Raw genomic sequence first — 22,820 nt, 5'->3', positions numbered from 1 at the left:
TCACCACAACGTCATGAAAATGTGCGATTTTGCCGGCCCATGAAAATCATCACCTCCGGCGCGTCCTATCTGGACATCGACGCCTACGCCTGCTGCATCGCCTACGCAGAATTGCTCAACCTGCAAGGCATTCCCGCCCGCGCCGCCAGTAACGCACAACCCAACGCCAGCGTTTCGCACACTGTGCTCGGCTGGGCTGCTGCTTTTGACGATTACCCGCCGACGCTGGACGATGAGTTTGTCCTGGTCGATGTCTCGGACTATCACCATTTCGACCCGATGGTGGTGCTCGAGCGGGTGGTAGAAATCATCGATCACCATCCAGGATACGAAACCTATTGGCAGCAGAAGCTTGGGTCTGCCGCCGATATTCGTCCGATCGGCGCTGCGGCAACCCAGGTTTTTCAGCGCTGGCAGACGGCCGGTGTGCTGCCGCAGATCAGCGTACAAAGTGCCGCTTTGCTGGCCACCGCGATTCTCGACAACACGCTGAACTTCAGCGGGCAGATGACCACACCAGCGGACATTGAGGCTTACGTCGACCTCGCTTCACGCTCAAAGCTGACGTCAGACTGGCCCCGACAATATTTTCTCGAATGCCAGACCCGCATCGAATCGGACCTGGCCGCTGCATTGGCAGCCGACTCGAAGCGCATGAAACCCGAGAGCAACCTGCCTGGCTTCTTCGCACAAATGACGGTGTGGGATGCCGATGCCTTGCTGCAAAAACACCGGCCGATGATCAAGCGCTGGATGGCAGAGCAGGGCGATGACTGGCTGCTGAATGTGATCAGTATTCGCGACCGCAAAAGCTGCTTTCTGGCGCCAGACGAGGTCAGCCAGCAAAAGCTCAATCGCTTATTGCCACTTGACTGGCAGGCCGGATTGGCCGTGCGATCGCCGTCAATGCTGCGCAAGGAACTGTTGAGGTTGGGGCTGGACGCTGGCAGTCACTGCGCACCAAACACCATCGTCCAGTAAACCCCTTCATCACTGCGCGCCTCACTGGCAAACCCGGCACCAACCTGGGTAAACATCGGGTTCATCAGGTTGGCGCAATGCCCGGGACTGGCCAGCCATCCGGCCATGGCCTTGCCCGGTGAACTCTGCCCGGCAGCGATGTTTTCGCCAATTTGCCGACCACGACCCGCCGCACGGGCACGATCGGCGGGCAGGTCACCATCCGGATCGCGGTGGGCAAAATAGTTGCCGTAAGCCATGGCTTTGCTGTGTCCCTGTGCGGCGGCGCCCAGCGCGGCGTTCCAGCTCAATGGCCGGGCGGCGGCGAAGCGCTGGCGTCCACACATCCGTGGCCGGGCGCGCGCGGCGTTGACCTCAGCGAGCAGCGCCTTGCCGACGCTGCGGTTATCGCCAACGCGGCTGTCGAGCACCGGTTGCGCCAACACCACTTGCCATTCATTGCGCGAACGACTGATGCCGATATCGGCGTAGCTCGCATCCAACAGCGCGGCGCAGTGCTCGTCTTGCAGCAGGTCGAAGGCCTCTTCGGCGTCCTCGGCGCCGACCACGCGAATACTGCGCACCGCGATGGCGGAATAGCCTGACGACTTCAACGCTTCACGCATGCCGCCGGCGTAGCGATAACCAATCGGCAAGGCCAGGTTCGACTTCAGCGCCAACGGTGCCAGCCGTTGCGCCGGGCGTCGATCACAGCGTTGTGGATGGGCGCGATAGTCGTTGATGGCGGCCACCAGTTGTCGCTCCGCACCGGCATGGGCGGTTGCAGCGAACAGCGGCGAAAGGATCAGCAGGCACAGCGAAACCAAGCGAGACGAGCGAACGGCGTGGCGCATGAGACGGGCAGCTCTGAAGAGGGACAGCGCAAAAGTTGAGTGAACCGCAGAAAGCGGCGCGGATAGGACTGGGCTTTTTGGACTTGGTTCAAGGGGCGGGGAGAGGTTTTGTTGTGGGGCGACGAGGCGCTGGTTGTTTCAGGAAGATCAAGCGTGGTTGGACTGGCCTCATCGCTGGCAAGCCAGCTCCCACAGGGTGCGGCGTCGTACACAAAATTGTGCTCGCCACAAAAACTGTGGGAGCTGGCTTGCCAGCGATGGCGCCCGCCCAGCCAACACATCAGCGATTCAACACATCCGCCATCCACTGCAAATACTGCGCACGGTCGGAGATCGAGTTATGCCCCGAGTCCGGCACCACCCTGAGCACCGCTACGCCTTGCGGGAAACTCTCCTGCAAACGCTGGGTGCTGGCGCGCGGAATCACCTCGTCGTCACTGGCCGCCAGCAACAGCGTCGGCACGCGAATATGCGCGGCGTACTTGCCTGACTCGAAACGATCCTTGAGTAACCACTTCACCGGCACCCATGGATATTGCCGCGTCGCGATTTCTTCGAGGCTGTTGTAAGGCGTCACCAGAATCAACTGTTGTACTGGGCGCTGACTGGCCAGACGTACCGCGACGCCGGAACCGAGACTGCGCCCGACCACTGCCACTTGCGGATGACTGGCGTAGACCTGATCGAACAGCGCCAGCGCATCCTCGGCAATCGCCGCCTCTGACGGTGAGCCGCCGCTGCCACCAAAGCCGCGGTAGTTCAGCAGATATACCGCGTAATCGGGAAACGCCTCGGCAAACTCCGGCAGATTGCGCGACACATCCTCGGCATTGCCGCCGAAATAGATCAGCGCCCGTGGCCCGACACGTTCGCGGGTGAGCACCGAAACCTGCGCGTCCGGCATCGACAAGGTCAGTTGTGAGTCGGTGCTTGTGACGGCATTGGGCTGCGGAAAATAGATCAGCGAGCGCTGAAAAAAGAACAGCGCTGCGCACAGCACCAGGTACACGGCAACGATCAATGCGACGAGTGACATCAGGGTTCGGGACATTCGGCTACTTTTAACGGTGTGTGAAGGATCGCTGTCGCAGTGTAGTCCAGCCCTGCAAGCGGGCGGCCCGCACACACAACCAGCAACAGATCCACGCAGCAGGGGAACCAGCATGAGCCACACTGAGGGTTACTCCCGTCGCCGATTGCTCACGCTGGCCGCCGGGGTTTCGGCGGTCTTCACCTTTGATCGGGCGCTGGCCACCGCCACGACGTCCGCGACTTCCGGAGGCCACGCCATGCAGACCCGCGCCATCCCGTCCAGCGCCGAGTCGCTGCCAATCGTGGGTCTGGGCACCTATCGCGGCTTCGACGTCGCCCCCGGTGATCCGGCCTACAGGCAATTGCCTGCAGTGCTGGATGAGCTGTTCAGCAAGGGCGGCACGCTGATCGATAGTTCACCGATGTATGGCCGGGCAGAGGAAACCACCGGTGAGCTGCTGTCGATCCACGAACCGCGTTCGCCGGCGTTTCTGGCGACCAAGGTGTGGACGCGCGGGCGCAAGGAAGGCATCGCGCAGATGGAGCAGTCGTTCAGCCTGCTGCGCACCGAACACATCGACCTGATGCAGATCCACAACCTGCTCGACTGGCAGACCCACTTGCCGACCCTGCGTGAATGGAAAGCGCAGGGGCGCATCCGTTACATCGGCATCACCCATTACACGCCCTCGGCTTACGACGAAGTTGAGGCGGTGCTGAAGGCCGAACCACTGGATTTTCTGCAAATCAATTACGCCCTCGATGACCGTGGCGTGGAGAAACGCATCCTGCCGCTGTGCCGTGAGCGCGGTGTTGCGGTGATCTGCAACCGGCCGTTTGGTGGTGGTGATCTGCTCGCGCGGTTGAAGGGCAAACCGTTACCAGGCTGGGTTTCCGATGTGCAGGTCAACAGTTGGCCGCAATTGGCTTTGAAGTTTCTGCTCTCGCATTCAGCGGTGACTTGTGTGATCCCGGGCACGGGTAATCCGCGTTACATGGCCGACAACGCCAGGGCCGGGTTCGGGCCGATGCTCACCGATGCGCAGCGGCATCAGTTGATTGCGTTGGCAGGTTGAGCGAGCCGGGATCTTCCGTTTGCTTCGATGGCTGAGGTTTTTAGTTTCCAAATGGTCTTGGAAACTGTCAGATCTGACAGTTGGAGGGGCTTTGTTCGCACGTAATCATGATGACACTACTTCGCTCAGGAAGAATCATCATGGATGCGCAAAGCCGTCGATTCGCCTGTTTTACCGGAGTTTGCCTCGTGTTCATTCTGTTTGCTGCTTACGCGCTTGATGAAAAATACATGTGTATGGGAGCGCAGCGTGGACAGTTTGCAACCGTGACTGCGAATTCTGTGAAAGAGGCGGCGACGTTAGCCAAGGCGTTTTGGGGCGCTGCGGGTTGTTATAAAAAATGACAAGCCATCAACCGCGATAGCGCAACGCCTCCAGCAACAACGCAAACGCCGGCGCAGCCTGACGTCGGCTCGGGTAATACAGGTGATACCCGGCAAACGTCGGGCACCAATCCTCAAGCACCTGCAGCAAACGGCCGTCGGCCAGATACGGCGCGACGACGTTCTCCGGGATGTAGCTCAATCCGAAACCGTCCAGCGCAGCGTCGAGCAACGGGTAAACGCCGTTCAGGGTGATCTGGCCGGACACCCGCACTTTCAGGCTTTCACCATCCTTCTCGAATTCCCAGCTGTACAACCCGCCGTTGGTGGGCAGGCGCAGGTTGTTGCAGGCGTGCTCGGTCAGATCGCGTGGCGTTTGCGGCGGGGTGCGTTTGGCGAAATAGGCGGGTGAGCCCACCACCGCCATGCGCATGTCGGGGCCGATGCGGGTGGCGATCATGCCTTGTGCGACGTCTTCGCCCAGGCGTACACCGGCGTCGAAACCCTGGCCGGCGATGTCGACGAAACCATAATCGCAGCAGACCTCGATGGATATGTCCGGGTACTGCGGCAGAAAATCCTTGAGCACCGGGCGCAGCAACCAGTTCAGCGAGTGATCGGTGGCGCTGATGCGGATCTTGCCCGCCGGGGTGTCGCGCAGGTTGCTCAGCGCCGCCAGTTCCAGTTCGATTTCTTCGAAGCGCGGGCCGATGGTTTGCAGCAGGTGTTCGCCGGCTTCGGTGGGCGAGACGCTGCGAGTCGTGCGGGTCAGCAGGCGCAAGCCCAAACGCGCTTCAAGCGCGCGAATCGTGTGACTGAGCGCCGATTGCGAAACGCCGAGTTTGGCCGCCGCTTTGGTGAAACTGCGCTCGCGGGCCACGGCGAGGAAGGCGAGGAGGTCGGTGGCGTTTTCCCGAAGCATTGATGAGTGTCCTGCATAAGTTTTTTTGAATTCTAGTCGATTATCGGAAGAGTTCGGCTGGGTAAAGTAGTGGCATTGATTCTCTGGAGGAATTGCCATGAACCCGATTGCCGCTTCTGCGTTGACCCTTTCCCTGTTGGCGGGTGAGGTGCAGGCCAATGACAATCCGCGCGTGACCGTGACACCCAATGGCTCACAAGCTTCGGCCAGAGGCCCGGCCGATTGGTTCACTGGCACTGTGCGTGTCGATGCGCCGTTCAAAGGCTCCGACGCGGCACGGGTCAGTGGCGCAACGGTGACGTTTGAGCCGGGCGCGCGCACCGCGTGGCATACGCATCCGTTGGGACAGACCTTGATCGTCACGGCGGGGTTTGGGTTTGTACAGGAATGGGGGCAGCCGGTGCGTGAGATTCGTCCTGGCGATACCGTGTGGATTGCGCCGGGGGCCAAGCATTGGCACGGCGCGGCGCCGACCACGGCGATGAGTCATATCGCTATCGCTGAAGTACTGGATGGCAAAGTAGTGGATTGGATGGAGCAGGTGAGTGATGAGCAGTATTCGCGTTCCGAGTGAAGCGCTTCCCTCACCCCAGCCCTCCCGAAACGTCGGACCGCCCGTAGGGAGAGGGAGCCGACCGAGGTGTCTGGCGTTATCCATCGACCTGAGAGACCGGGTCGATTATGGATTCACAGCAAAGCGTTATCCATCGACCTGAAAATGCTCTATCGATTATGGATTCACAGCAAGACGTTCATGTCGGTGCAGCCCTCAAATATTCCCGGATCAGTCCCCTCTCCCTTTGGGAGAGGGCTAGGGTGAGGGGCTCTTTTCAGGCGTTTAGATCATCTCCGGCAGTGAAGAGAGGATTTTATCGAGGGTGATCGGATACTCCCGCACCCTAGCCCCCGTGGCGTTGTAAATCGCATTCGCCACCGCCGCACTGACCCCGCAAATCCCCAACTCACCAACCCCCTTGGCCTTCATCGGCGAAGACACCGGATCAGTCTCATCAAGGAAAATCACCTCCTGATGCGGAATATCGGCATGCACCGGCACTTCATACCCGGCCAGATCATGGTTGACGAAAAAACCCAGCTTCTTGTCCACCGCCAACTCTTCCATCAACGCCGCACCGACGCCCATGGTCATCGCGCCAATCACCTGACTGCGCGCCGCTTTCGGGTTGAGAATCCGCCCGGCCGCACACACTGCCAACATCCGGCGGACACGCACTTCACCGGTCGCGGCATCCACCGCAACCTCAACGAAGTGCGCACCAAACGTCGATTGCTGATACTGCTTGGCAAGGTCGCCGAATTCGATGCTGTCCTCGGCCACGATAACGCCATTTTGCGCAGCATTGCGCAGCGGCACGTGCTTGTCGCCAACCCGCACCTGACCGTCGACAAACTCCGCCTGATCCGCCGCCATGCCCAACTTGCCCGCCACCGCTTCACGCAGCTTCATGCACGCGGCATACACCCCAGCCGTTGAGCAGTTAGCGCCAAATTGCCCGCCGGAACCTGCCGACACTGGAAAGCTCGAATCGCCCAGATGCACGCTCACATCCTTCAAACCAACACCCATCATCTCAGCGGCTGTTTGCGCGATGATCGTGTAACTGCCAGTGCCGATATCCGTCATGTCAGTCTCAACGGTGATTTTGCCGTCACGCTCCAGCCGCACCCGCGCGCCCGACTTGACCAGCAGGTTGTTGCGGATCGCCGCTGCCACGCCCATTCCGATCAACCAGCGACCTTCACGCCGTGTTCCCGGTTGCGCATTACGCTTGTCCCAACCGAACTTCTCCGCGCCGGTTTGCAGGCATTCGATCAGGCGCCGCTGCGAGAATGGCCGCTCGGTTTTCACCGGGTCGACCTGGGTGTCGTTGAGAATGCGGAACTGGACCGGATCAAGCTTGAGCTGCTCGGCCATCTCGTCCATGGCGATTTCCAGCACCATCAGCCCCGGCGTTTCACCAGGTGCACGCATGGCGTTGCCTTCGGGCAGATCCAGCGGCGCGAGGCGCATGCTCACTAGTCGATTTTCAGCGGCGTATAACAACTGACTCGGTTGCGCCGCGACCTCGACCTTGCCTTCAGCCAAGTTGCCCGACCAGCCTTCGTGGGCGATCGCGGTGAGTTTGCCGTCCGCCGTCGCACCCATGCGAATGCGCTGAATCGTCGCCGGGCGGTGGGTGGTGTTGTTGGCGATCTGCGGGCGGGCGAGGGCGACTTTCACCGGTCTGCCAGCCATGCGCGCACCCAGGGCGGCAAGAATCGCATCGGCGCGAATGAACAACTTGCCGCCGAAACCTCCACCGATGTACGGCGAAATCAGCCGGACTTTTTCTTTAGGCAAACCAAGCGTAGTGGCGATGTCGTCGACGCTCCAGGCGATCATCTGGTTCGATGTCCACAAGGTCAGTTGATCGCCTTTCCAAGCCGCTAACGTGGCGTGCGGCTCCATCATCGCGTGGGTCTGATCCGGCGTGGTGTAGGTCTGATCGAACTGCACCGGCGCGGCGGCGAATGCCTTGGCGAAATCACCGTGGCTGACGTCGGGCAATTCGTCTTTCGGCTCGACACCTTGGTCGCGCACGCTGGCCAGATCGAATTCGCCTTTGGCCGCGACGTAGTCGACCTTGACCATTTGCGCAGCGGCGCGCGCCTGTTCAAAGGTCTCGGCAACCACCAGCGCAACCGCCTGGTGGTAGTGCTGAATCTCCGGCCCGGCCAACAAATGCGCGGCGTTGTATTGGCCTTTGCCGAGTTTGCCGGCGTTGGCGGCGGTGACGATGGCCAGCACACCTGGCGCGGCTTTCGCCTGTTCAAGATCGATATTGTTGATGCGCCCCTTGGCGATGGCCGAGCCGACCATAAAGCCGTAAGCCTGATTGGCCACCGCTTCATGCTGCTCATAGGCGTAAGGCGCCTGACCGCAGGTTTTCAACGGCCCTTCGATGCGGTCGGTGGGCTGGCCGACGACCTTCAACTGGTCGATCGGGTTGGTGGTGGCGGGCGTGTCGAATTTCATGCTTCATCCCTCGCTTGCGCCAACACCGAACCGAGCGTGCGCTCGACCAGGGTCAGTTTGAATTGGTTGTCGTGGGTCGGCGTGGCGCCGTCGAGCAGGCGTGCACTGACGGCTTTGGCGCCTTGGGGCAGCAACGCTTCGGCGGCTTCAACCCGCCATGGTTTCGGTGCGATGCCGCCGACGGCGATGCGGCCGCTGCCGTCCTTTTGCAGGATCAGGCCGACCGAGACCAGCGCGAACGCATAGGACGAGCGATCTCGCACCTTGTGATAAACGTGGGTGCCGCCGACGGGCGCGGGCAGTGTCACCGAGGTGATCAACTCGCCAGGCGTCAGGCTGGTTTCGATGTTCGGCGTGGTGCCCGGCAATTGATGAAAATCGGCCATGGCGATGCTGCGTGTCGTGCCATCGGGTTTCACCGTTTCAATCTGCGCATCGAGCGCGCGCATGGCAATTGCCATGTCACTCGGGTGTGTGGCGATGCACGCGTCGCTGACGCCGATGATGCCCAGTTGCCGACTGACCCCGCCGATCGCTGCGCAACCGCTGCCGGGTTGGCGTTTGTTGCAGGCCTGATGGGTGTCGTAGAAGTATGGGCAGCGCGTGCGTTGCAGCAGGTTGCCGGCAGTGGTCGCCATGTTGCGCAACTGCCCGGAAGCCCCGGCGAGCAACGCGCGGGAGAGCAGAGCGTAGTCTTTGCGGATGCGCGCATCGGCAGCCAGATCGGTGTTGCGCACCAGCGCGCCAATGCGCAATCCGCCTTCGGGGGTGGCTTCGATCTGATCCAGGCCGAGGTGATTGACGTCGATCAGATGCAGCGGGGTTTCGATGTCGAGCTTCATCAAATCCAGCAGGTTGGTGCCGCCAGCGATGAAGCGTGCGCCTTCGACCTGTGCCGCTTGCGCAGCGGCAGCGGCGGGGGAGTCGGCGCGGCTGTAATTGAACGGTCTCATGCCGGCACCTCCGCGACTTCAGTGATCGCTTCAATGATGTTCGAGTAAGCCCCGCAGCGGCAGATATTGCCGCTCATGCGCTCCTGAAACTCACTGGCGATCAGTTGCGGTTGCTCGGTCAGGCTGGGGCTGACGTGGCTGGGAATGCCGTCGCGGATCTCTTTGATCACCGCCACCGCCGAACAGATCTGGCCTGGTGTGCAATAGCCGCACTGATAGCCGTCATGCTTGATGAACGCGGCCTGCATCGGGTGCAGATTGTCGGGCATGCCGAGGCCTTCGATGGTGGTGATCTCACTGCCTTCATGCATCACCGCCAGGGTCAGGCAAGAATTGATGCGTCGACCATCGGCGATCACCGTGCAGGCGCCGCACTGGCCGTGGTCGCAACCTTTTTTACTGCCGGTCAAGTGCAGATGCTCGCGCAGGGCATCGAGCAGGGTGGTGCGGGTGTCGACGTCAAGCGCACGCGGCTTGCCGTTGACGTTGATCGTCACTTTGCTCATGGCCGGTTGCTCCAGATTGGCCGCGTAGGCCTTGAGGCTGATAAACGGCGGCATCGCGAAGGCGGTGGCGGTCACGGCGCCGAGGATCAGAAATCCGCGTCGGGAAATCGTCATGGTTCGATTCCTTTTCTCTCTTCATCAGGGCAGCAGGGTCGTGGTTGGCCCAAGCGGGCAGCCAGCGTCATCGCCGGTCTCGTTAAGGAGTGACTGCCGGAGGGAGGAAAAGGTTTTGTCGGATTTTCGCTATAGAGTTATGCGTGTGGCTCATTAATCGACGGTACGACACAATCCCCTGTAGGCCTTCGCGTGCTCGCGATGGCGTCTTGTCCGTCAACATGAGTGTTGAATGTCAGTGCCTCATCGCTGGCAAGCCAGCTCCCACAGGTTTCGATGTTGTGAACGAAATTTTGTTTACAGCATGAGTTCCTGTGGGAGCTGGCTTGCCAGCGATGGGGCCAGATCATCCAGCCTCAATGCCCGCCGACCACCATCGAGGTAAACGGCGCCACATACGCCTGCAATGTCACCAGCCCGCCGACCAGAATCGCCAGCACGATCGAGTGGAAGAACACGTAGCGCAGAATCTCGCCCTCATGCCCATACCAGCGGGTCGCGGTGGAGGCGACCACGATCGATTGTGCATCGACCATTTTGCCCATCACCCCCCCCGAACTGTTCGCTGCCGCCATCAGCACCGGACTGATCCCGAGCTGTTCCGAGGTCACCCGCTGCAAGCCGCCAAACAATACGTTTGACGCTGTATCGGAGCCGGTCAACGCCACACCCAGCCAACCGAGCAGCGTGCCGAACATCGGATAGAAAATCCCCGTCGCGGCAAACGCCAGACCCATGGTCGCGTCGAGTCCGGAGTAACGCGTGAGAAACCCCAGCGCCAGCATCGCTGCAATGGTGATCAGCGAAAACCGCACCACCCACAATGTGCGCAGGTATTGCTTGATCAGTTGCGGAATCGAGTAGCCCATCAGCAAGCCACCAACAATCGCCGCCAGCAGAATCCCGCTGCCGGTAGCGGTGAGCCAGGTGAATTTGTACACCGCTTCTTCAGCCTTCGGTGCCGCGACCACCGGCGGGACTTTTTCGATTTGCAGGTGCAGGCTGGTGAACGTCACGGCCGGGGCGAAAATCGGGTTGGCCTCGCGCAGCGGTTTGCCGGTGGGATCAAGCTTGGCTGACTGGGTGACCGGATCAATCGCCGGACGGGTGTCGAACATGTTCTTGAAGCCCTGCGTGCCCCAGGCAAAAACGAACACGGTGAGGATGATCCACGGCATCCACGCGCGCATCACCGCCGGGCGCGCCTGATCGCTGAACGCGGCGCTGGCGGTGATTTTTTCTTCATCGACCTTGGAGTTGTCTACGCGCCCCGAAAGCGCAGCGGAGGTGTGAATGGTCGCCGGTTTCCACACCTTCAAAAACAGCGTCAGACAGGCCATGGAAATCAGCGCGGCGATCACGTCCACCAGCATTGGCCCGTGGTAGTTCGACACCAGAAATTGGGGGATCGCGAAGCTGACGCCGGCCACCAGAATCGCCGGCCAGATCTCGAGCATCTTGCGCCACCCGGCGAATGCCCAGATCAACCAGAACGGCACCAGCACCGAGAAAAACGGCAATTGCCGACCGACCATCATCGACAATTCCATTTCATCCAGCCCGGTGACTTTGGCCAGGGTGATGATCGGCGTACCTAGTGCGCCAAAAGCCACGGGCGCGGTGTTGGCGATCAGTGCCAAGCCGGATGCGGCCAGCGGCGAAAAGCCGAGGCCGATCAGAATCGCCCCGGTCACCGCCACTGGCGTGCCGAATCCCGCCGCACCTTCGAAAAATGCACCGAAGCAGAACGCAATCAGCAGCAACTGCAAACGTCGATCATCAGTGATGCGTGCAAGTGAGTCCTGCAGCACTTTGAACGAGCCGTTCTCGGTGGTCAGGCGATGCAGAAAGATGATGTTGAGGACGATCCAGCCGATCGGCAATAAGCCATTGGCCGCGCCAAACAACGCCGCAGAGCCAGCCATGCTCGCCGGCATGCCGAAGGCGAAAATCGATATGAGAAGGGCGGAAGCCAGCGCCAATAACGCTGCCAGATGCGCCTTGACGTGGAAAAACGCCAGTGCCGCTAGCATCACCACCACCGGTACGGCGGCCATGAGCGTGGAGATCACCGGGTTGCCGAACGGGTCGTAAATTTGCTGCCAGACCATGGTCCACCTCTGCTTGTTGTTATTGAGGGCGCAGATCCATTGCGTGGGGCTTGGTTGCAAGCAGTATAGGTGGCATTTCGCCGCCGCTCGGGCAGCGCGGGCGGGGCGACAAACGGTCGCTAGTGGCCATTGAATCAACGGCGTTTTGCCCGGTCGTATCTGCGGCTGCGCGCACTGCGTCCTGAAGGCGCGGGCAGTGTGGCCGATTCCGTCGTCAAGACCTTGGTTTTAGGGAAGTGTTGAATGAAGCGCGCAACAACGATGCTGCTGACCGTGACCGCCGCCGTAATGCTCGGTGGCTGTGTCGCGGATTTTGATGATGACCACCGCCATGGCCGGCATTACGACCGCGATCATGGCCGCAATTACGACCATGACCGGCGCTGGGATGACCGCGATGATCGCCGCGACGGGCGTCGTTACTATCGTGATCGGGATGATGACTGATTGAACGCAAGAGGGCGTCCCGCGATGGGACGCCCTCTTTGTTTAGCCCTCGATACTCAAGAAAAGTGAGCGCTCGCCCGGACGCTGGATCGCGCAGGCACGGAGGCCTCGATGTCCAGCAAATGGGTGGCGAGAATGTCGCTCAGAAAACGGAATTGATCGTTGATGCCGACCACTTCATTGCTGAAGTGATTGGTCGCAGCGGGCATCAACAGATCTTCGAAATCTTCGTTGAACACCAGTGCCTGCGCTTTGTGCGACACGGCGTGCTGGTCGTAATAGTTGCTGCCGAACACCGGGAAACTCACGGAGAGTGTGACGTGGGTGTGAATCATGTTGTGAACTCCTCGCTGTGTTTCGGATGGCTCAATCGTGCCTTTGATGGGCGGTGGGCGGAAGGCAATCGTGGCGATGGTGAATATCGATGGCAGTGATGGTTGGGGTTTTTTGGGTGTTGCTGATGGCCTCATCGCTGGCAAGCCAGCTCCCACAGGTTCTGAGGTGATCACAAAATCTGCGGCCGCTGGAAATCCTTGTGGGAGCTGGCTTGCCAGCGATGAGGCCGGTACTTCCAACATCAGGCTCAATTGACCCACCTATACTCAAATCTGCATCCCACTCATCTCAAGGACACCGCTACCGTGAACCCGCGTGCGCTGCTCGTCGCCGCACTGTTGTTGCTGGCCGGCTGCGCCACCTCGGCGCGGGCCCCGGTGTCAGCGCCGCAGGCCGTGGTGGTGTCGCCTGCGACCTGGCAGCAGATCGACCGGGAAATCGTCAGCGCCTCGCAGCAGTCCACCGAGCAAGTCAAAGTCTTCGCCCGTGGCTCGATGGAACATTGGCGCACTCGGGTCTATCAGCAAACTGAAGAAAATTTCATCCCGTGGTTCAGCAGCTATTGGACCCAGGAATGGCTGTCGATGAAGGTCAGTTGGTACACGATCAATGCCGGTGGCGAGCAGGATGCGTCGGCCAAGCGTCTCGCGGCGTATCTGCTTGAGCAGTATCAGGAAAGGGTGCTGGCGCCGGTGGCGGTGGAGATCGATCCGGATGCGATTCTTGGTCAGGCCACGGCGTTCTATGCGCAGTTGATGGCGCAGCAGATGCCGCTCATCGCCCAACGCCATGGTGTGCCCGTTGGTCAGCTCAATGGACGTTTGCAGAAAGTCCCGGCCATTGCGCTTGGCCCGCCACCGGCGCGGGATGCCTCGCTGTTTCAGGTCATCAGCACCGAGCCGCTGAATACGCTGCCGGCCTACGCTGCGCTGATCGACAAGATCCACACTGAGGGCGGCGCAAAGGGGATTGCCTCGACCGATGCCGGCATGGCCCCGGTGGCCAAGCGCGCCAGTCAGCGGATGGAAGCGGAAATGGCCCCGCGTGGGGCTGCCAGCGCAGTCGCAGCAGCGGCCGGAAAACTGGCTGGCGGACTGATTTCGGTCGGTGTGGCCGGCATTCGCGCGATCATTCAGGCCAATGACCGCCCTGACAGCGAAGCGCTGATCCGCAGCAGTCTGGGCAGCACCTTCGACAAGGCCTGGATGAAACTGGTGCAGAACCCGACGACTGGCGTCATGGCCGGCACGTTGCACATGGCCGGGCAGGTCGAGCGCAATCTGGGTGGGGGCGATGAGCCGTCGGTCGGCTTGGGCGTGAATCCTGTCGAATGGCAGCCACCGCAATCGACTAACCAGCAGATCGAAACCAACATGCAGGGAGAGTGATCATGGCTTACATCGATATTTTTGTCGCACCGGTGCCGAATGCAAATCGTGAGCAGTACAAAAAACACTGCGCAATCGCGGCGAAACTTTTCAAGGAATACGGTGCGCACGACGTGGTTCAGTGCTGGGGCGATGACGTACCGGAGGGCAAGGTCACCTCATTCCCGATGGCGGTCAAACTCAAGGAAGGCGAAACGGTGTCGTCCGGCTGGCTGATCTGGCCAGACAAAGCCACGCGCGACGCCGGCATGGCAAAAATGATGGACGACCCGCGCATGCAACCGGACGTCAACCCAATGGGATTTGATGGCCAGCGCATGATCTTTGGTGGTTTCAAGAACATTCTTGAATCCTGAGGCCTGCGCAAAATCTCTTGTAGGCTTTCGTCTACTCGCGATGGCGCCCGTACATTCAAAATCATCATTGCCTGACCTACCGCTATCGCTGGCAAGCCAACTCCCACAGGTTTTGTGTGAAACCAGCAATGGTGGGCGCACCGCACGACCCTGTGGGAGCTGGCTTGGCAGACCTGCCGCTATCGCGAGCAGGCGAAGGCCTACAGGTACTGTGTTCACTCGGGTGAGGGGGTGATGCGGCAGCTTTTGCGCTCGCGAATCTGTTCGTCAGTAGGCCGCTCGCGGACGAACTCGAAACGCGGCTCCCCCTCGCTGTAATGCACCAGCCAGCCCCATTCCAGCTCCTTTTCATCCTGCCCGGGATGCGGTGGTCGTGCCCACCAGGGTTCTTTGCTGAGGATCGCGCGCATGGCGGCCTCCGGTTGATGGCAATCCTTGAACTATAGCTTCCTGTCACGAGTCGTCTGATCAGGCTGTGTAGAATCCGGCGAATAACGATGGACAGGGGAGCAGGGCCATGACCGATGAAGCGAAGCGACTGTTTTTCGCCCTCGATTGCCCGCCGGCGCAACGCAAGGCGATCGCTCAGTGGCGCGGGGAGTTGGGGTTGCGCACCGGTAAGCCGGTGCCGGCGGACAATTTTCACCTGACGCTGCTGTTTCTCGGCGCGGTGCCATTGGCGCAGATCAACGACGTCTGCGAGGCGGCCGGACAAGTGCGCACGCCGGGAGAGGCGTTGAAGATTTCGTTGAACCACTTGCAGGTCTGGCATCGCGCCGGGGTGTTGTCGCTGGCGCCGGAGCAGGCGCCACAAGCGCTGCTGCGGCTGGTCTACGCACTAGAGCAGGCGATGTTGCCCTTTGGCTTTGAAGAAACAACCCGCGAGTTTCGCCCGCATCTGACGCTGGCCCGTGACTACCGTGCGCCGGAGCCTGAGTCGGCCACGCCGCCGGAGTTCTTCCTGCGCGCCGAACGCTTCGCCCTGTTCGAATCGCACAAGGGGCGCTATCGGATCCTGCAAGATTGGTCGCTGATGTGAACGCACAAAAAAAGGCGCCCGAAGGCGCCTGAGAATTCACCTGAGCCGAGGGAGCCAGGTGAGGCCGTTCATAGCAGGGTGCAGCGGTGGTAAGGCGCTGCGTGAACGGGAAATCATTGAATTATTTAAGCTAAGAAATCCTGGGCCTGGCACTGTCTGAATGTGATCACAAAACCCTGTGGGAGCTGGCTTGCCAGCGATGGGGTCAGCACATCCGAATCACCTTTGCCTGACCCACTGTCATCGCTGGCAAGCCAGCTCCCACATGTTCATCAGGGTTGTTGGAACTCCAACTCCGTAGTCTTACTTACCGAGTTTCACCCGGGTCCAGCCACGGGTCATGATCCGCTGCGTGGCAATCGGCTGATCCGGCACCGCATACAACGTCGCCATTACCGCTTGCGACGGGTACGAACCCGGGTCATTGCGGATCGCTTCATCCACCAGTGGCGTGGCCGCCGCGTTGGCGTTGCTGTAGCCGTTGCTGTTGGTGATCTCGGCGATGATGTCCGGACGCATCAGGAAGTCCATGAACAGGTAGGCGTTCTCGACGTTCGCCGCATCACGCGGAATGGCGACCATGTCATAGAAACTGCCGGCGCCTTCCTTGGGAATGCTGTAGTCGATCACCACGTTGTTGCCCGATTCCACCGCGCGAGCCTTGGCCTGCAGCACGTCGCCGGAGTAACCGACCGCCACGCAGATGTTGCCGTTGGCCAGATCGGAGATGTATTTCGAGGAGTGGAAGTACGCCACGTTCGGGCGAATCTTCATGAACAGCGCCTCGGCTTCCTTGATGTGTGCGGTGTCCTTGTCGTTCACCGGATAGCCCAGGTAGTGCAGGGCGGCCGGGATCATTTCGGTCGGCGAGTCGAGGAAACTGATGCCGCAGGCTTTGAGCTTTTCAGCGTTTTCCGGCTTGAACAGCAAATCCCAGGAATTGGTCGGGGCATTGGCGCCGAGCACTTCTTTGACCTTGGCCGGGTTGAAACCGATGCCGATCGAGCCCCACATGTACGGGAACGCGTGGGCGTTGTCCGGATCACTGGCGGCAGCGTTTTTCAGCAGCACCGGGTTGAGATTCTTCCAGTTCGGCAGCTTCGATTTGTCCAGGGTCTGATAGACGCCGGCCTTGATCTGCTTGGCGAGGAAACTGTTCGACGGCACGACCAGATCGTAGCCGGATTTGCCCGCCAGCAAACGCGCCTCAAGGGTCTCGTTGCTGTCGAAGACGTCGTAGGTCACGCGGATGCCGGTCTCGTCTTCGAACTTCTTGACGGTGTCCGGCGCGATGTAATCGGACCAGTTGTAAACACGCAGCACCTTGTCGTTGGCCTGGGCGCCCATGACCATTGCGCCCATTAAGGACAGTGTCAGCAGAGTCCTGCCAAACATTTTCATCGGTACAACTCCATTCTTTTTATTCAAAAACACAAAGCCAAAACTCGGTTAACAGCGCCAGCATGTGTAGGAGCTGTCGAGTGAAACGAGGCTGCGATCTTTTGATCTTTCACATCAAGATCAGAAGATCGCAGCGTGCCGCAGCTCCTACAGGGTTATGCGGTGGCGGCTTGTTGCTGTGGTTGCCACGACTCGTTTGCGGTCTGATCCATCGCTTCCTGAATTGCCCGCTTGCGGTTGGCCTCTGCCTTGCGGCCGAAGTACCAGACCAGGAAAGTCACCAGCGACACCGCCAGCAGAATCAGGCTGGCCACGGCGTTGATCTCAGGTTTCACGCCCAGACGCACCGCCGAGAACACTTCCATCGGCAACGTCGTCGAACCTGGTCCGGAAACGAAGCTGGCCAACACCAGGTCATCCAGCGACAAGGCGAACGACATCATCCCGCCCGCCGCCAGCGACGGCGCGATCATTGGAATGGTGATCAGGAAAAACACCTTGAACGGTTTCGCACCGAGGTCCATCGCCGCTTCTTCGATCGACAGATCCAGTTCGCGGAGGCGGGCGGAGACTACCACCGCGACATAAGCGGCACAAAACGTGGTGTGGGCGATCCAGATCGTGACGATGCCACGCTCCTGCGGCCAGCCGATCAACTGCGCCATCGCCACGAACAGCAGCAACAGCGACAGGCCGGTGATCACCTCAGGCATTACCAATGGCGCGGTGACCAGACCACCAAACAGCGTGCGACCCTTGAAGCGCGTGACGCGAGTCAGCACGAAAGCGGCGAGGGTGCCCAGCGCGACGGCAGCGATCGCGGTGTAGCAGGCGATTTCCAGCGAGCGCACCACCGAGCCCATCAGTTGCGTGTTATCGAGCAAGCCGACGTACCACTTCACCGACCAGCCGCCCCAGACTGTCACCAGTTTGGATGCGTTGAACGAGTAGATCACCAGAATCAGCATCGGCAGATAAATGAACATCAGGCCGAAGATCAACATGAACTTGGAAAAACCGAAGCGTTTCATCCCCGTGCCTCCATCTCTTTGGCCTGGCTGCGGTTGAACAGCAGAATCGGCACAATCAGGATCAACAGCATCACCACCGCCAGCGCAGACGCCACCGGCCAGTCGCGGTTATTGAAGAACTCTTGCCACAGCACGCGACCGATCATCAGCGTCTCCGGGCCACCGAGCAGTTCCGGAATCACGAACTCACCGACCACCGGAATGAACACCAGCATGCAGCCGGCAATAATCCCGTTCTTGGCCAGCGGCACGGTGATTTTCCAGAAGTTGTTGAAGTTGCTCGAGCCCAGATCCTGCGCGGCTTCCAGCAAGCTGCCATCGTGCTTGACGAGGTTGGCGTACAGCGGCAACACCATGAACGGCAGGTAGGCGTAGACCACGCCGATATACACGGCCGTGTTGGTGTTGAGGATCTCGATCGGGTGATCGGTGAGCCCCGTCCACATCAGAAATGCGTTAAGCAAACCGTTGTTGCTGAGGATGCCCATCCACGCGTAAACGCGGATCAGGATCGCGGTCCAGGTCGGCATCATGATCAACAGCAGCAAGACGTTTTGCGTTTCCTTGCCGGTCTTGGTGATCGCGTAGGCCATCGGGAAACCGATCAGCAGGCACATCATCGTGCTCAGCGCCGCGACCTTCAGCGAACCGAGGTAGGCCGACAGGTACAGCTCGTCTTCGCCGAGCATGGTGTAGTTGCCGATGTTCAGCAGCAGCTGGAATTTCTGTTCGGCGTAGGTGTAGATCTCCGAGTACGGCGGGATCGACAGCGCGGCTTCCGAGAAACTGATCTTCATCACCAGAAAGAACGGCAGCATGAAGAACAGGAACAGCCAGATGAACGGGATGCCAATGACCAGTTTTCGCCCGCTGGGCACCAGGCGCAGGAATTGCTGATTGAAGGTTCTCATGAGCGCAGTACCACGCCGCTGTCGTCTTCCCACCAGACGTAGACTTTGTCGTCCCAGGTCGGGCGCGCGCCACGGCGTTCGGCGTTGGCCATGAACGACTGGACGATTTTGCCGCCGGGCAATTCGACGTAGAACACCGAGTGACCGCCGAGGTAGGCGATGTCATGCACCTTGCCTTCGGACCAGTTGTAGCGGAACTCCGGTTGGGTGGTGCTGACGAGCATTTTTTCCGGACGGATCGCGTAGGTGACCGACTTGTCCTGCACCGAGGTGCTGACGCCGTGACCGACGTAGATCTTCTGCTGCAAGTCCGGACTGTGGATGATCGCGTGCCCTTCAAGGTCTTCCACCACGGTGCCGTCGAAGGCGTTCACGTTGCCGATGAATTCGCAGACCATGCGGCTGACCGGTGCTTCATAGATGTCGACCGGGCTGCCGATCTGGGCGATCCAGCCGAGGTGCATGATCGCGATGCGCTCGGCCATGGTCATGGCCTCTTCCTGGTCGTGGGTCACCATCACGCACGTCACGCCGACGCGTTCGATGATCTGCACCAGTTCCAGTTGCATCTGCGAGCGCAGCTTTTTATCCAGCGCGCCCATCGGCTCGTCGAGCAGCAACAGCTTCGGACGCTTGGCCAGCGAGCGGGCGAGGGCGACGCGCTGGCGCTGGCCGCCGGACAACTGGTGCGGGCGGCGTTTGGCGTATTGGGTCATGTGCACCAGACGCAGCATTTCATCGACACGGGCGTCGATTTCGCTGGCCGGCAAACGATCTTGCTTGAGGCCGAAGGCGATGTTCTGCGCGACGGTCATGTGTGGGAACAGCGCGTAGGACTGGAACATCATGTTGATCGGCCGCTCGTACGGCGGCATGTCGGTGATGTCCACGCCGTCGAGCAGAATCCGCCCTTCAGTCGGGCGCTCGAAACCGGCGAGCATGCGCAGCAGGGTCGATTTGCCCGAACCGGAGCCACCGAGCAGAGCGAAGATTTCGCCCTGATGGATCTCCAGGGACACATCGTCCACGGCCACGGTTTCGTCGAACTTCTTGGTGACACGATCGACTTTCACCAGCACCTTTTTCGGTTGCTGATGACCTTCAAGTGCCTTCCTGTAAGTGCTGGAGGCGTTTGCCATGTGAAACTCCCAACAGGTTTCGTTCGCCTGGCCAATGTGGCCGGGCTTAAGTGGATTGCAAGCCTGTAAGCGCAATCTCAGTCATTACACATCCCCTGTAGGAGTGAGCCTGCTCGCGATGAGGCCATGTCAGTCGACATCTCTGTTGACTGGTCTATTGCTATCGCGAGCAGGCTCACTCCTACAGGGGAATTGCGCATGCCTGACTGACCTTGCACTGCCGAGGGCTTGGTCGGCGCCGCCGTCCTGGCTGCCTGGGTCGTACTTGTTGTTATTACGGGTGTTGCTGTTCACGAATGACGGATGTGCGCAGGCACACCCGACGTCCGTGGGGGCAGTAAATCGTTGTGATCTTTTGGGTTGTGTCAGCGTTTGTTGCGCCGCGCCGCCCGTTGCCGGCAAGCCGCGCCGAATGCCTGGAAAATCTTCAGGTAGTTCGGGTTGTCCAGCACTTGCCATTCCGGGTGCCATTGCACGCCGAGGGCGAAAGTCGGGCTGTGCTCGACCGAGATCGCCTCGATCAAACCGTCCGGCGCCACCGCTTCGGCGCGCAGGCCGGGCGCGAGGCGGTCGATGCCCTGGCTGTGAATCGAGTTGACCTGGAACTCGCCCGGCAGCTCCAGTGCTTCGAACACACCGCCAGCGAGTACGGTCACGGCGTGGGCCGGTGCGTATTGCACCGCCACGTCCGGGCTATCGGCTTCGCGGTGATCGAGCATGCCCGGCAGCTCATGCACCTTCTGATGCAGGCTACCGCCGAACGCCACGTTCATTTCCTGGAAGCCTCGGCAGATACCGAGCACCGGAACGCCCGCCGCAATGGCTGCACGCAATAAAGGAAGGGTGGTGGCATCTCGCGCCGGATCGTGATCCGTGCCGGGGGCGCTGGCCGGGCCTTGATAGTGGAAGGGTTCCACGTTCGAGGGCGAGCCGGTCAGCAACAGGCCGTCGAGTTGACCGAGCAGGTCTTCGATTTCAGTCAGGTTGCCAAGAGAAGGAATGACCACTGGCAGCCCTTCAGCGCCAACGCTGACAGCACGTACGTACTTGTCGCCGCTGATGTGATAGGGGTGCAGGCCAATCTGTTTGACGCACGCAGTAACGCCGATCAATGGCTTGAATGCCATTTTTATTCACCTCGAAGTTTGACACTTGAACGAGCTTTTCCGGAGCTTAGCCTCGTTGATTTTAATTAACAACTGTCATGTAAAAAATTCTAAACGTCGTTCATCATATCTTCATGATTTCAGGGCCTTTGGCGCCTGTATTGGCACGCGGGTGTTAAAAAAAGCCCGAAAAATAAACCCTGAGCGGCCATCTGTTCGCTATTGACTTCACTTTGCCGTTCGGGTTGACTGGCTCGGCGAAACAGCAGTGAACATAATAATTAACAGCTAAATAGGTGCATCATGTCGGTCCCTCTGCGTACCGTTCAACTCAACGAAGCAAACGCATTCCTTAAGAAATATCCTGAGGTTTTGTACGTCGACCTTCTGATTGCGGATATGAACGGTGTGGTGCGCGGCAAGCGCATCGAACGCACCAGTCTTCATAAGGTTTATGAGAAAGGCATCAACCTGCCGGCCTCGCTTTTCGCGCTCGATATCAATGGCTCCACGGTGGAAAGCACCGGCCTGGGTCTGGACATCGGCGACGCTGACCGCATTTGCTATCCGATCCCCGGCACCCTGAGCATCGAGCCGTGGCAGAAGCGCCCAACCGCACAACTTCTAATGACCATGCACGAGATCGAAGGCCAGCCGTTTTTCGCTGACCCGCGTGAAGTGCTGGCCAACGTCGTACGCAAATTCGACGACCTCGGTCTGACCATCTGCGCCGCGTTCGAACTCGAGTTCTATCTGATCGATCAGGACAACGTGAACGGTCGTCCGCAATCGCCACGTTCGCCAGTGTCCGGCAAGCGTCCGGTGTCGACTCAGGTGTACCTGATCGACGATCTCGACGAATACGTCGATTGCCTGCAAGACATCCTCGAAGGCGCGAAAGAGCAGGGCATTCCGGCTGACGCGATCGTCAAGGAAAGCGCCCCGGCGCAATTCGAAGTCAACCTGCATCACGTCTCCGACCCGATCAAGGCGTGCGACTACGCCGTCCTGCTCAAGCGTCTGGTGAAGAACATCGCCTACGACCACGAGATGGACACCACCTTCATGGCCAAGCCGTATCCGGGCCAGGCGGGCAACGGTCTGCACGTGCACATTTCGATCCTGGACAAAGAAGGCAACAACATCTTCGCCAGCGAGGATCCCGAGCAGAACGCCGCACTGCGTCACGCGATCGGCGGTGTGCTGGAGACCCTGCCCGCGCAAATGGCGTTCCTCTGCCCGAACGTCAACTCGTACCGCCGCTTCGGCGCGCAGTTCTACGTACCGAACTCGCCGAGCTGGGGCATCGACAACCGCACCGTTGCGGTCCGTGTGCCAACCGGTTCGGCCGACGCCGTGCGTATCGAGCATCGCGTCGCCGGTGCCGATGCCAACCCCTACTTGCTGATGGCGTCGGTGCTGGCCGGTATTCACCACGGTCTGACCAATCAGATCGAACCGGGCGCCCCGGTGGAAGGCAACAGCTACGAGCAGAACGAACAGAGCCTGCCGAACAACCTGCGTGATGCACTGCGCGAGCTGGACGACAGCGAAGTCATGGCCCGCTACATCGACCCGATGTACATCGACGTGTTTGTCGCGTGCAAGGAAAGCGAGCTGGCCGAGTTCGAGAACTCGATTTCAGACCTTGAGTACAACTGGTATCTGCATACGGTGTGATTGGCTGAGGCCCTCAAAAGCTGAAGAGCCCCTCACCCTAACCCTCTCCCCGAGGGAGAGGGGACTGACCGGGTTGTCTTGAGATGTTCAGCGACCTG

Annotated in this window: 24 protein-coding genes; 10 read left to right on the top strand and 14 right to left on the bottom strand. The window is 60.0% G+C overall.

The window, feature by feature from the left end; genetic code table 11:
• Positions 1-39 precede the first annotated feature (39 nt).
• Entirely contained in the window at positions 40-981 is a 942-nt protein-coding gene (locus CKW38_RS19535) for a DHH family protein (RefSeq protein ID WP_095113607.1), read from the top strand.
• Here CKW38_RS19535 and CKW38_RS19530 read toward each other — a convergent pair.
• Both CKW38_RS19530 and CKW38_RS19525 read right to left on the bottom strand, forming a co-directional pair.
• Positions 951-1,814 (bottom strand): CAP domain-containing protein, encoded by an 864-nt coding sequence (locus CKW38_RS19530; RefSeq protein ID WP_095113606.1) that lies wholly within the window; start codon positions 1,812-1,814, stop codon positions 951-953. The genes CKW38_RS19535 and CKW38_RS19530 overlap by 31 nt on opposite strands.
• A 280-nt stretch (positions 1,815-2,094) precedes the next feature.
• Positions 2,095-2,865: an alpha/beta hydrolase gene (locus CKW38_RS19525; RefSeq protein WP_095113605.1), complete on the bottom strand. Its 771-nt coding sequence runs from the start codon at positions 2,863-2,865 to the stop codon at positions 2,095-2,097.
• A gap of 112 nt (positions 2,866-2,977) precedes the next feature.
• Between CKW38_RS19525 and CKW38_RS19520 the strand changes: the two genes are divergently transcribed.
• Complete coding sequence (locus tag CKW38_RS19520) at positions 2,978-3,922, top strand: aldo/keto reductase (protein WP_176472354.1); 945 nt, start codon at positions 2,978-2,980, stop codon at positions 3,920-3,922.
• Positions 3,923-4,062: 140 nt separating this feature from the next.
• A complete protein-coding gene (locus CKW38_RS19515; protein ID WP_095113604.1) occupies positions 4,063-4,266 on the top strand; it encodes a hypothetical protein in 204 nt (67 codons plus the stop codon).
• 7 nt (positions 4,267-4,273) lie between these two features.
• Here the strand turns inward: CKW38_RS19515 and CKW38_RS19510 are convergent, their stop codons facing one another.
• Positions 4,274-5,167, bottom strand: coding sequence for a LysR family transcriptional regulator (locus tag CKW38_RS19510; RefSeq protein WP_095113603.1), 894 nt, complete (start codon positions 5,165-5,167; stop codon positions 4,274-4,276).
• A 97-nt stretch (positions 5,168-5,264) separates the two neighbouring features.
• Between CKW38_RS19510 and CKW38_RS19505 the strand changes: the two genes are divergently transcribed.
• Positions 5,265-5,741, top strand: a complete 477-nt coding sequence (locus CKW38_RS19505; protein ID WP_007918765.1) for a cupin domain-containing protein — start codon at positions 5,265-5,267, stop codon at positions 5,739-5,741.
• A gap of 264 nt (positions 5,742-6,005) precedes the next feature.
• Here the strand turns inward: CKW38_RS19505 and paoC are convergent, their stop codons facing one another.
• The 4 genes from paoC to CKW38_RS19485 all read right to left on the bottom strand — a co-directional run bounded on the left by paoC (position 6,006) and on the right by CKW38_RS19485 (position 11,888).
• A complete protein-coding gene (paoC, locus tag CKW38_RS19500) occupies positions 6,006-8,204 on the bottom strand; it encodes an aldehyde oxidoreductase molybdenum-binding subunit PaoC (RefSeq protein ID WP_095113602.1) in 2,199 nt (732 codons plus the stop codon).
• Complete coding sequence (locus CKW38_RS19495; RefSeq protein WP_095113601.1) at positions 8,201-9,157, bottom strand: xanthine dehydrogenase family protein subunit M; 957 nt, start codon at positions 9,155-9,157, stop codon at positions 8,201-8,203. Before CKW38_RS19495 ends, paoC begins: the two co-directional genes overlap by 4 nt.
• Positions 9,154-9,777, bottom strand: a complete 624-nt coding sequence (paoA, locus tag CKW38_RS19490; protein WP_007918834.1) for an aldehyde dehydrogenase iron-sulfur subunit PaoA — start codon at positions 9,775-9,777, stop codon at positions 9,154-9,156. The genes CKW38_RS19495 and paoA overlap by 4 nt, the downstream gene beginning before the upstream one ends.
• 356 nt (positions 9,778-10,133) lie before the next feature.
• On the bottom strand, positions 10,134-11,888 hold the full coding sequence (locus CKW38_RS19485; protein ID WP_095113600.1) for an L-lactate permease: 1,755 nt from the start codon (positions 11,886-11,888) through the stop codon (positions 10,134-10,136).
• A 243-nt stretch (positions 11,889-12,131) separates the two neighbouring features.
• Here CKW38_RS19485 and CKW38_RS19480 point away from each other — a divergent pair, with 243 nt between their 5' ends.
• Positions 12,132-12,335: a hypothetical protein gene (locus CKW38_RS19480; RefSeq protein WP_064120858.1), complete on the top strand. Its 204-nt coding sequence runs from the start codon at positions 12,132-12,134 to the stop codon at positions 12,333-12,335.
• Between the two features lie 56 nt (positions 12,336-12,391).
• On the opposite strand, the gene CKW38_RS19475 is transcribed toward CKW38_RS19480, so the two are convergent.
• Positions 12,392-12,670 (bottom strand): hypothetical protein, encoded by a 279-nt coding sequence (locus tag CKW38_RS19475; protein ID WP_007918828.1) that lies wholly within the window; start codon positions 12,668-12,670, stop codon positions 12,392-12,394.
• A gap of 70 nt (positions 12,671-12,740) precedes the next feature.
• On the opposite strand from CKW38_RS19475, the gene CKW38_RS29820 reads away from it, so the two are divergent.
• From CKW38_RS29820 to CKW38_RS19465, 3 genes are read left to right on the top strand one after another with little or no spacing between them, the layout of a single operon-like run.
• A complete protein-coding gene (locus CKW38_RS29820; RefSeq protein ID WP_141232675.1) occupies positions 12,741-12,926 on the top strand; it encodes a hypothetical protein in 186 nt (61 codons plus the stop codon).
• 50 nt (positions 12,927-12,976) lie between these two features.
• The gene (locus CKW38_RS19470; protein ID WP_095113599.1) at positions 12,977-14,059 is read left to right on the top strand and encodes a hypothetical protein; all 1,083 of its coding nucleotides are present in this window, start codon (positions 12,977-12,979) and stop codon (positions 14,057-14,059) included.
• A gap of 2 nt (positions 14,060-14,061) precedes the next feature.
• Complete coding sequence (locus tag CKW38_RS19465; RefSeq protein WP_095113598.1) at positions 14,062-14,415, top strand: DUF1428 domain-containing protein; 354 nt, start codon at positions 14,062-14,064, stop codon at positions 14,413-14,415.
• Between the two features lie 215 nt (positions 14,416-14,630).
• Here the strand turns inward: CKW38_RS19465 and CKW38_RS19460 are convergent, their stop codons facing one another.
• Positions 14,631-14,825, bottom strand: coding sequence for a hypothetical protein (locus CKW38_RS19460; RefSeq protein WP_095113597.1), 195 nt, complete (start codon positions 14,823-14,825; stop codon positions 14,631-14,633).
• Between the two features lie 107 nt (positions 14,826-14,932).
• Here CKW38_RS19460 and thpR point away from each other — a divergent pair, with 107 nt between their 5' ends.
• Positions 14,933-15,454: an RNA 2',3'-cyclic phosphodiesterase gene (gene thpR, locus CKW38_RS19455; RefSeq protein ID WP_095113596.1), complete on the top strand. Its 522-nt coding sequence runs from the start codon at positions 14,933-14,935 to the stop codon at positions 15,452-15,454.
• A gap of 303 nt (positions 15,455-15,757) precedes the next feature.
• Here the strand turns inward: thpR and CKW38_RS19450 are convergent, their stop codons facing one another.
• The 5 genes from CKW38_RS19450 to CKW38_RS19430 all read right to left on the bottom strand — a co-directional run bounded on the left by CKW38_RS19450 (position 15,758) and on the right by CKW38_RS19430 (position 21,063).
• Positions 15,758-16,855 carry a polyamine ABC transporter substrate-binding protein gene (locus CKW38_RS19450; protein ID WP_034155530.1) on the bottom strand — a complete coding sequence of 366 codons (1,098 nt, stop codon included), beginning with the start codon at positions 16,853-16,855 and terminating at the stop codon, positions 15,758-15,760.
• A gap of 155 nt (positions 16,856-17,010) precedes the next feature.
• The gene (locus tag CKW38_RS19445; protein WP_095113595.1) at positions 17,011-17,886 is read right to left on the bottom strand and encodes an ABC transporter permease subunit; all 876 of its coding nucleotides are present in this window, start codon (positions 17,884-17,886) and stop codon (positions 17,011-17,013) included.
• Entirely contained in the window at positions 17,883-18,764 is an 882-nt protein-coding gene (locus tag CKW38_RS19440) for an ABC transporter permease subunit (protein WP_371042493.1), read from the bottom strand. The genes CKW38_RS19445 and CKW38_RS19440 overlap by 4 nt, the downstream gene beginning before the upstream one ends.
• A 29-nt stretch (positions 18,765-18,793) precedes the next feature.
• Positions 18,794-19,936, bottom strand: a complete 1,143-nt coding sequence (locus CKW38_RS19435; protein ID WP_007919249.1) for an ABC transporter ATP-binding protein — start codon at positions 19,934-19,936, stop codon at positions 18,794-18,796.
• Positions 19,937-20,301: 365 nt separating this feature from the next.
• The gene (locus tag CKW38_RS19430; RefSeq protein ID WP_007918691.1) at positions 20,302-21,063 is read right to left on the bottom strand and encodes a gamma-glutamyl-gamma-aminobutyrate hydrolase family protein; all 762 of its coding nucleotides are present in this window, start codon (positions 21,061-21,063) and stop codon (positions 20,302-20,304) included.
• A gap of 282 nt (positions 21,064-21,345) precedes the next feature.
• On the opposite strand from CKW38_RS19430, the gene CKW38_RS19425 reads away from it, so the two are divergent.
• A complete protein-coding gene (locus CKW38_RS19425) occupies positions 21,346-22,722 on the top strand; it encodes a glutamine synthetase family protein (protein ID WP_007918694.1) in 1,377 nt (458 codons plus the stop codon).
• Positions 22,723-22,820: the final 98 nt, after the last annotated feature.

Source organism: Pseudomonas sp. Irchel 3H7 (assembly GCF_900187605.1).
Classification (GTDB): Bacteria; Pseudomonadota; Gammaproteobacteria; order Pseudomonadales; family Pseudomonadaceae; genus Aquipseudomonas.
Note: the sequence above shows the minus strand (reverse complement) of the source record. Positions and strands in the feature narration are given on the sequence as shown.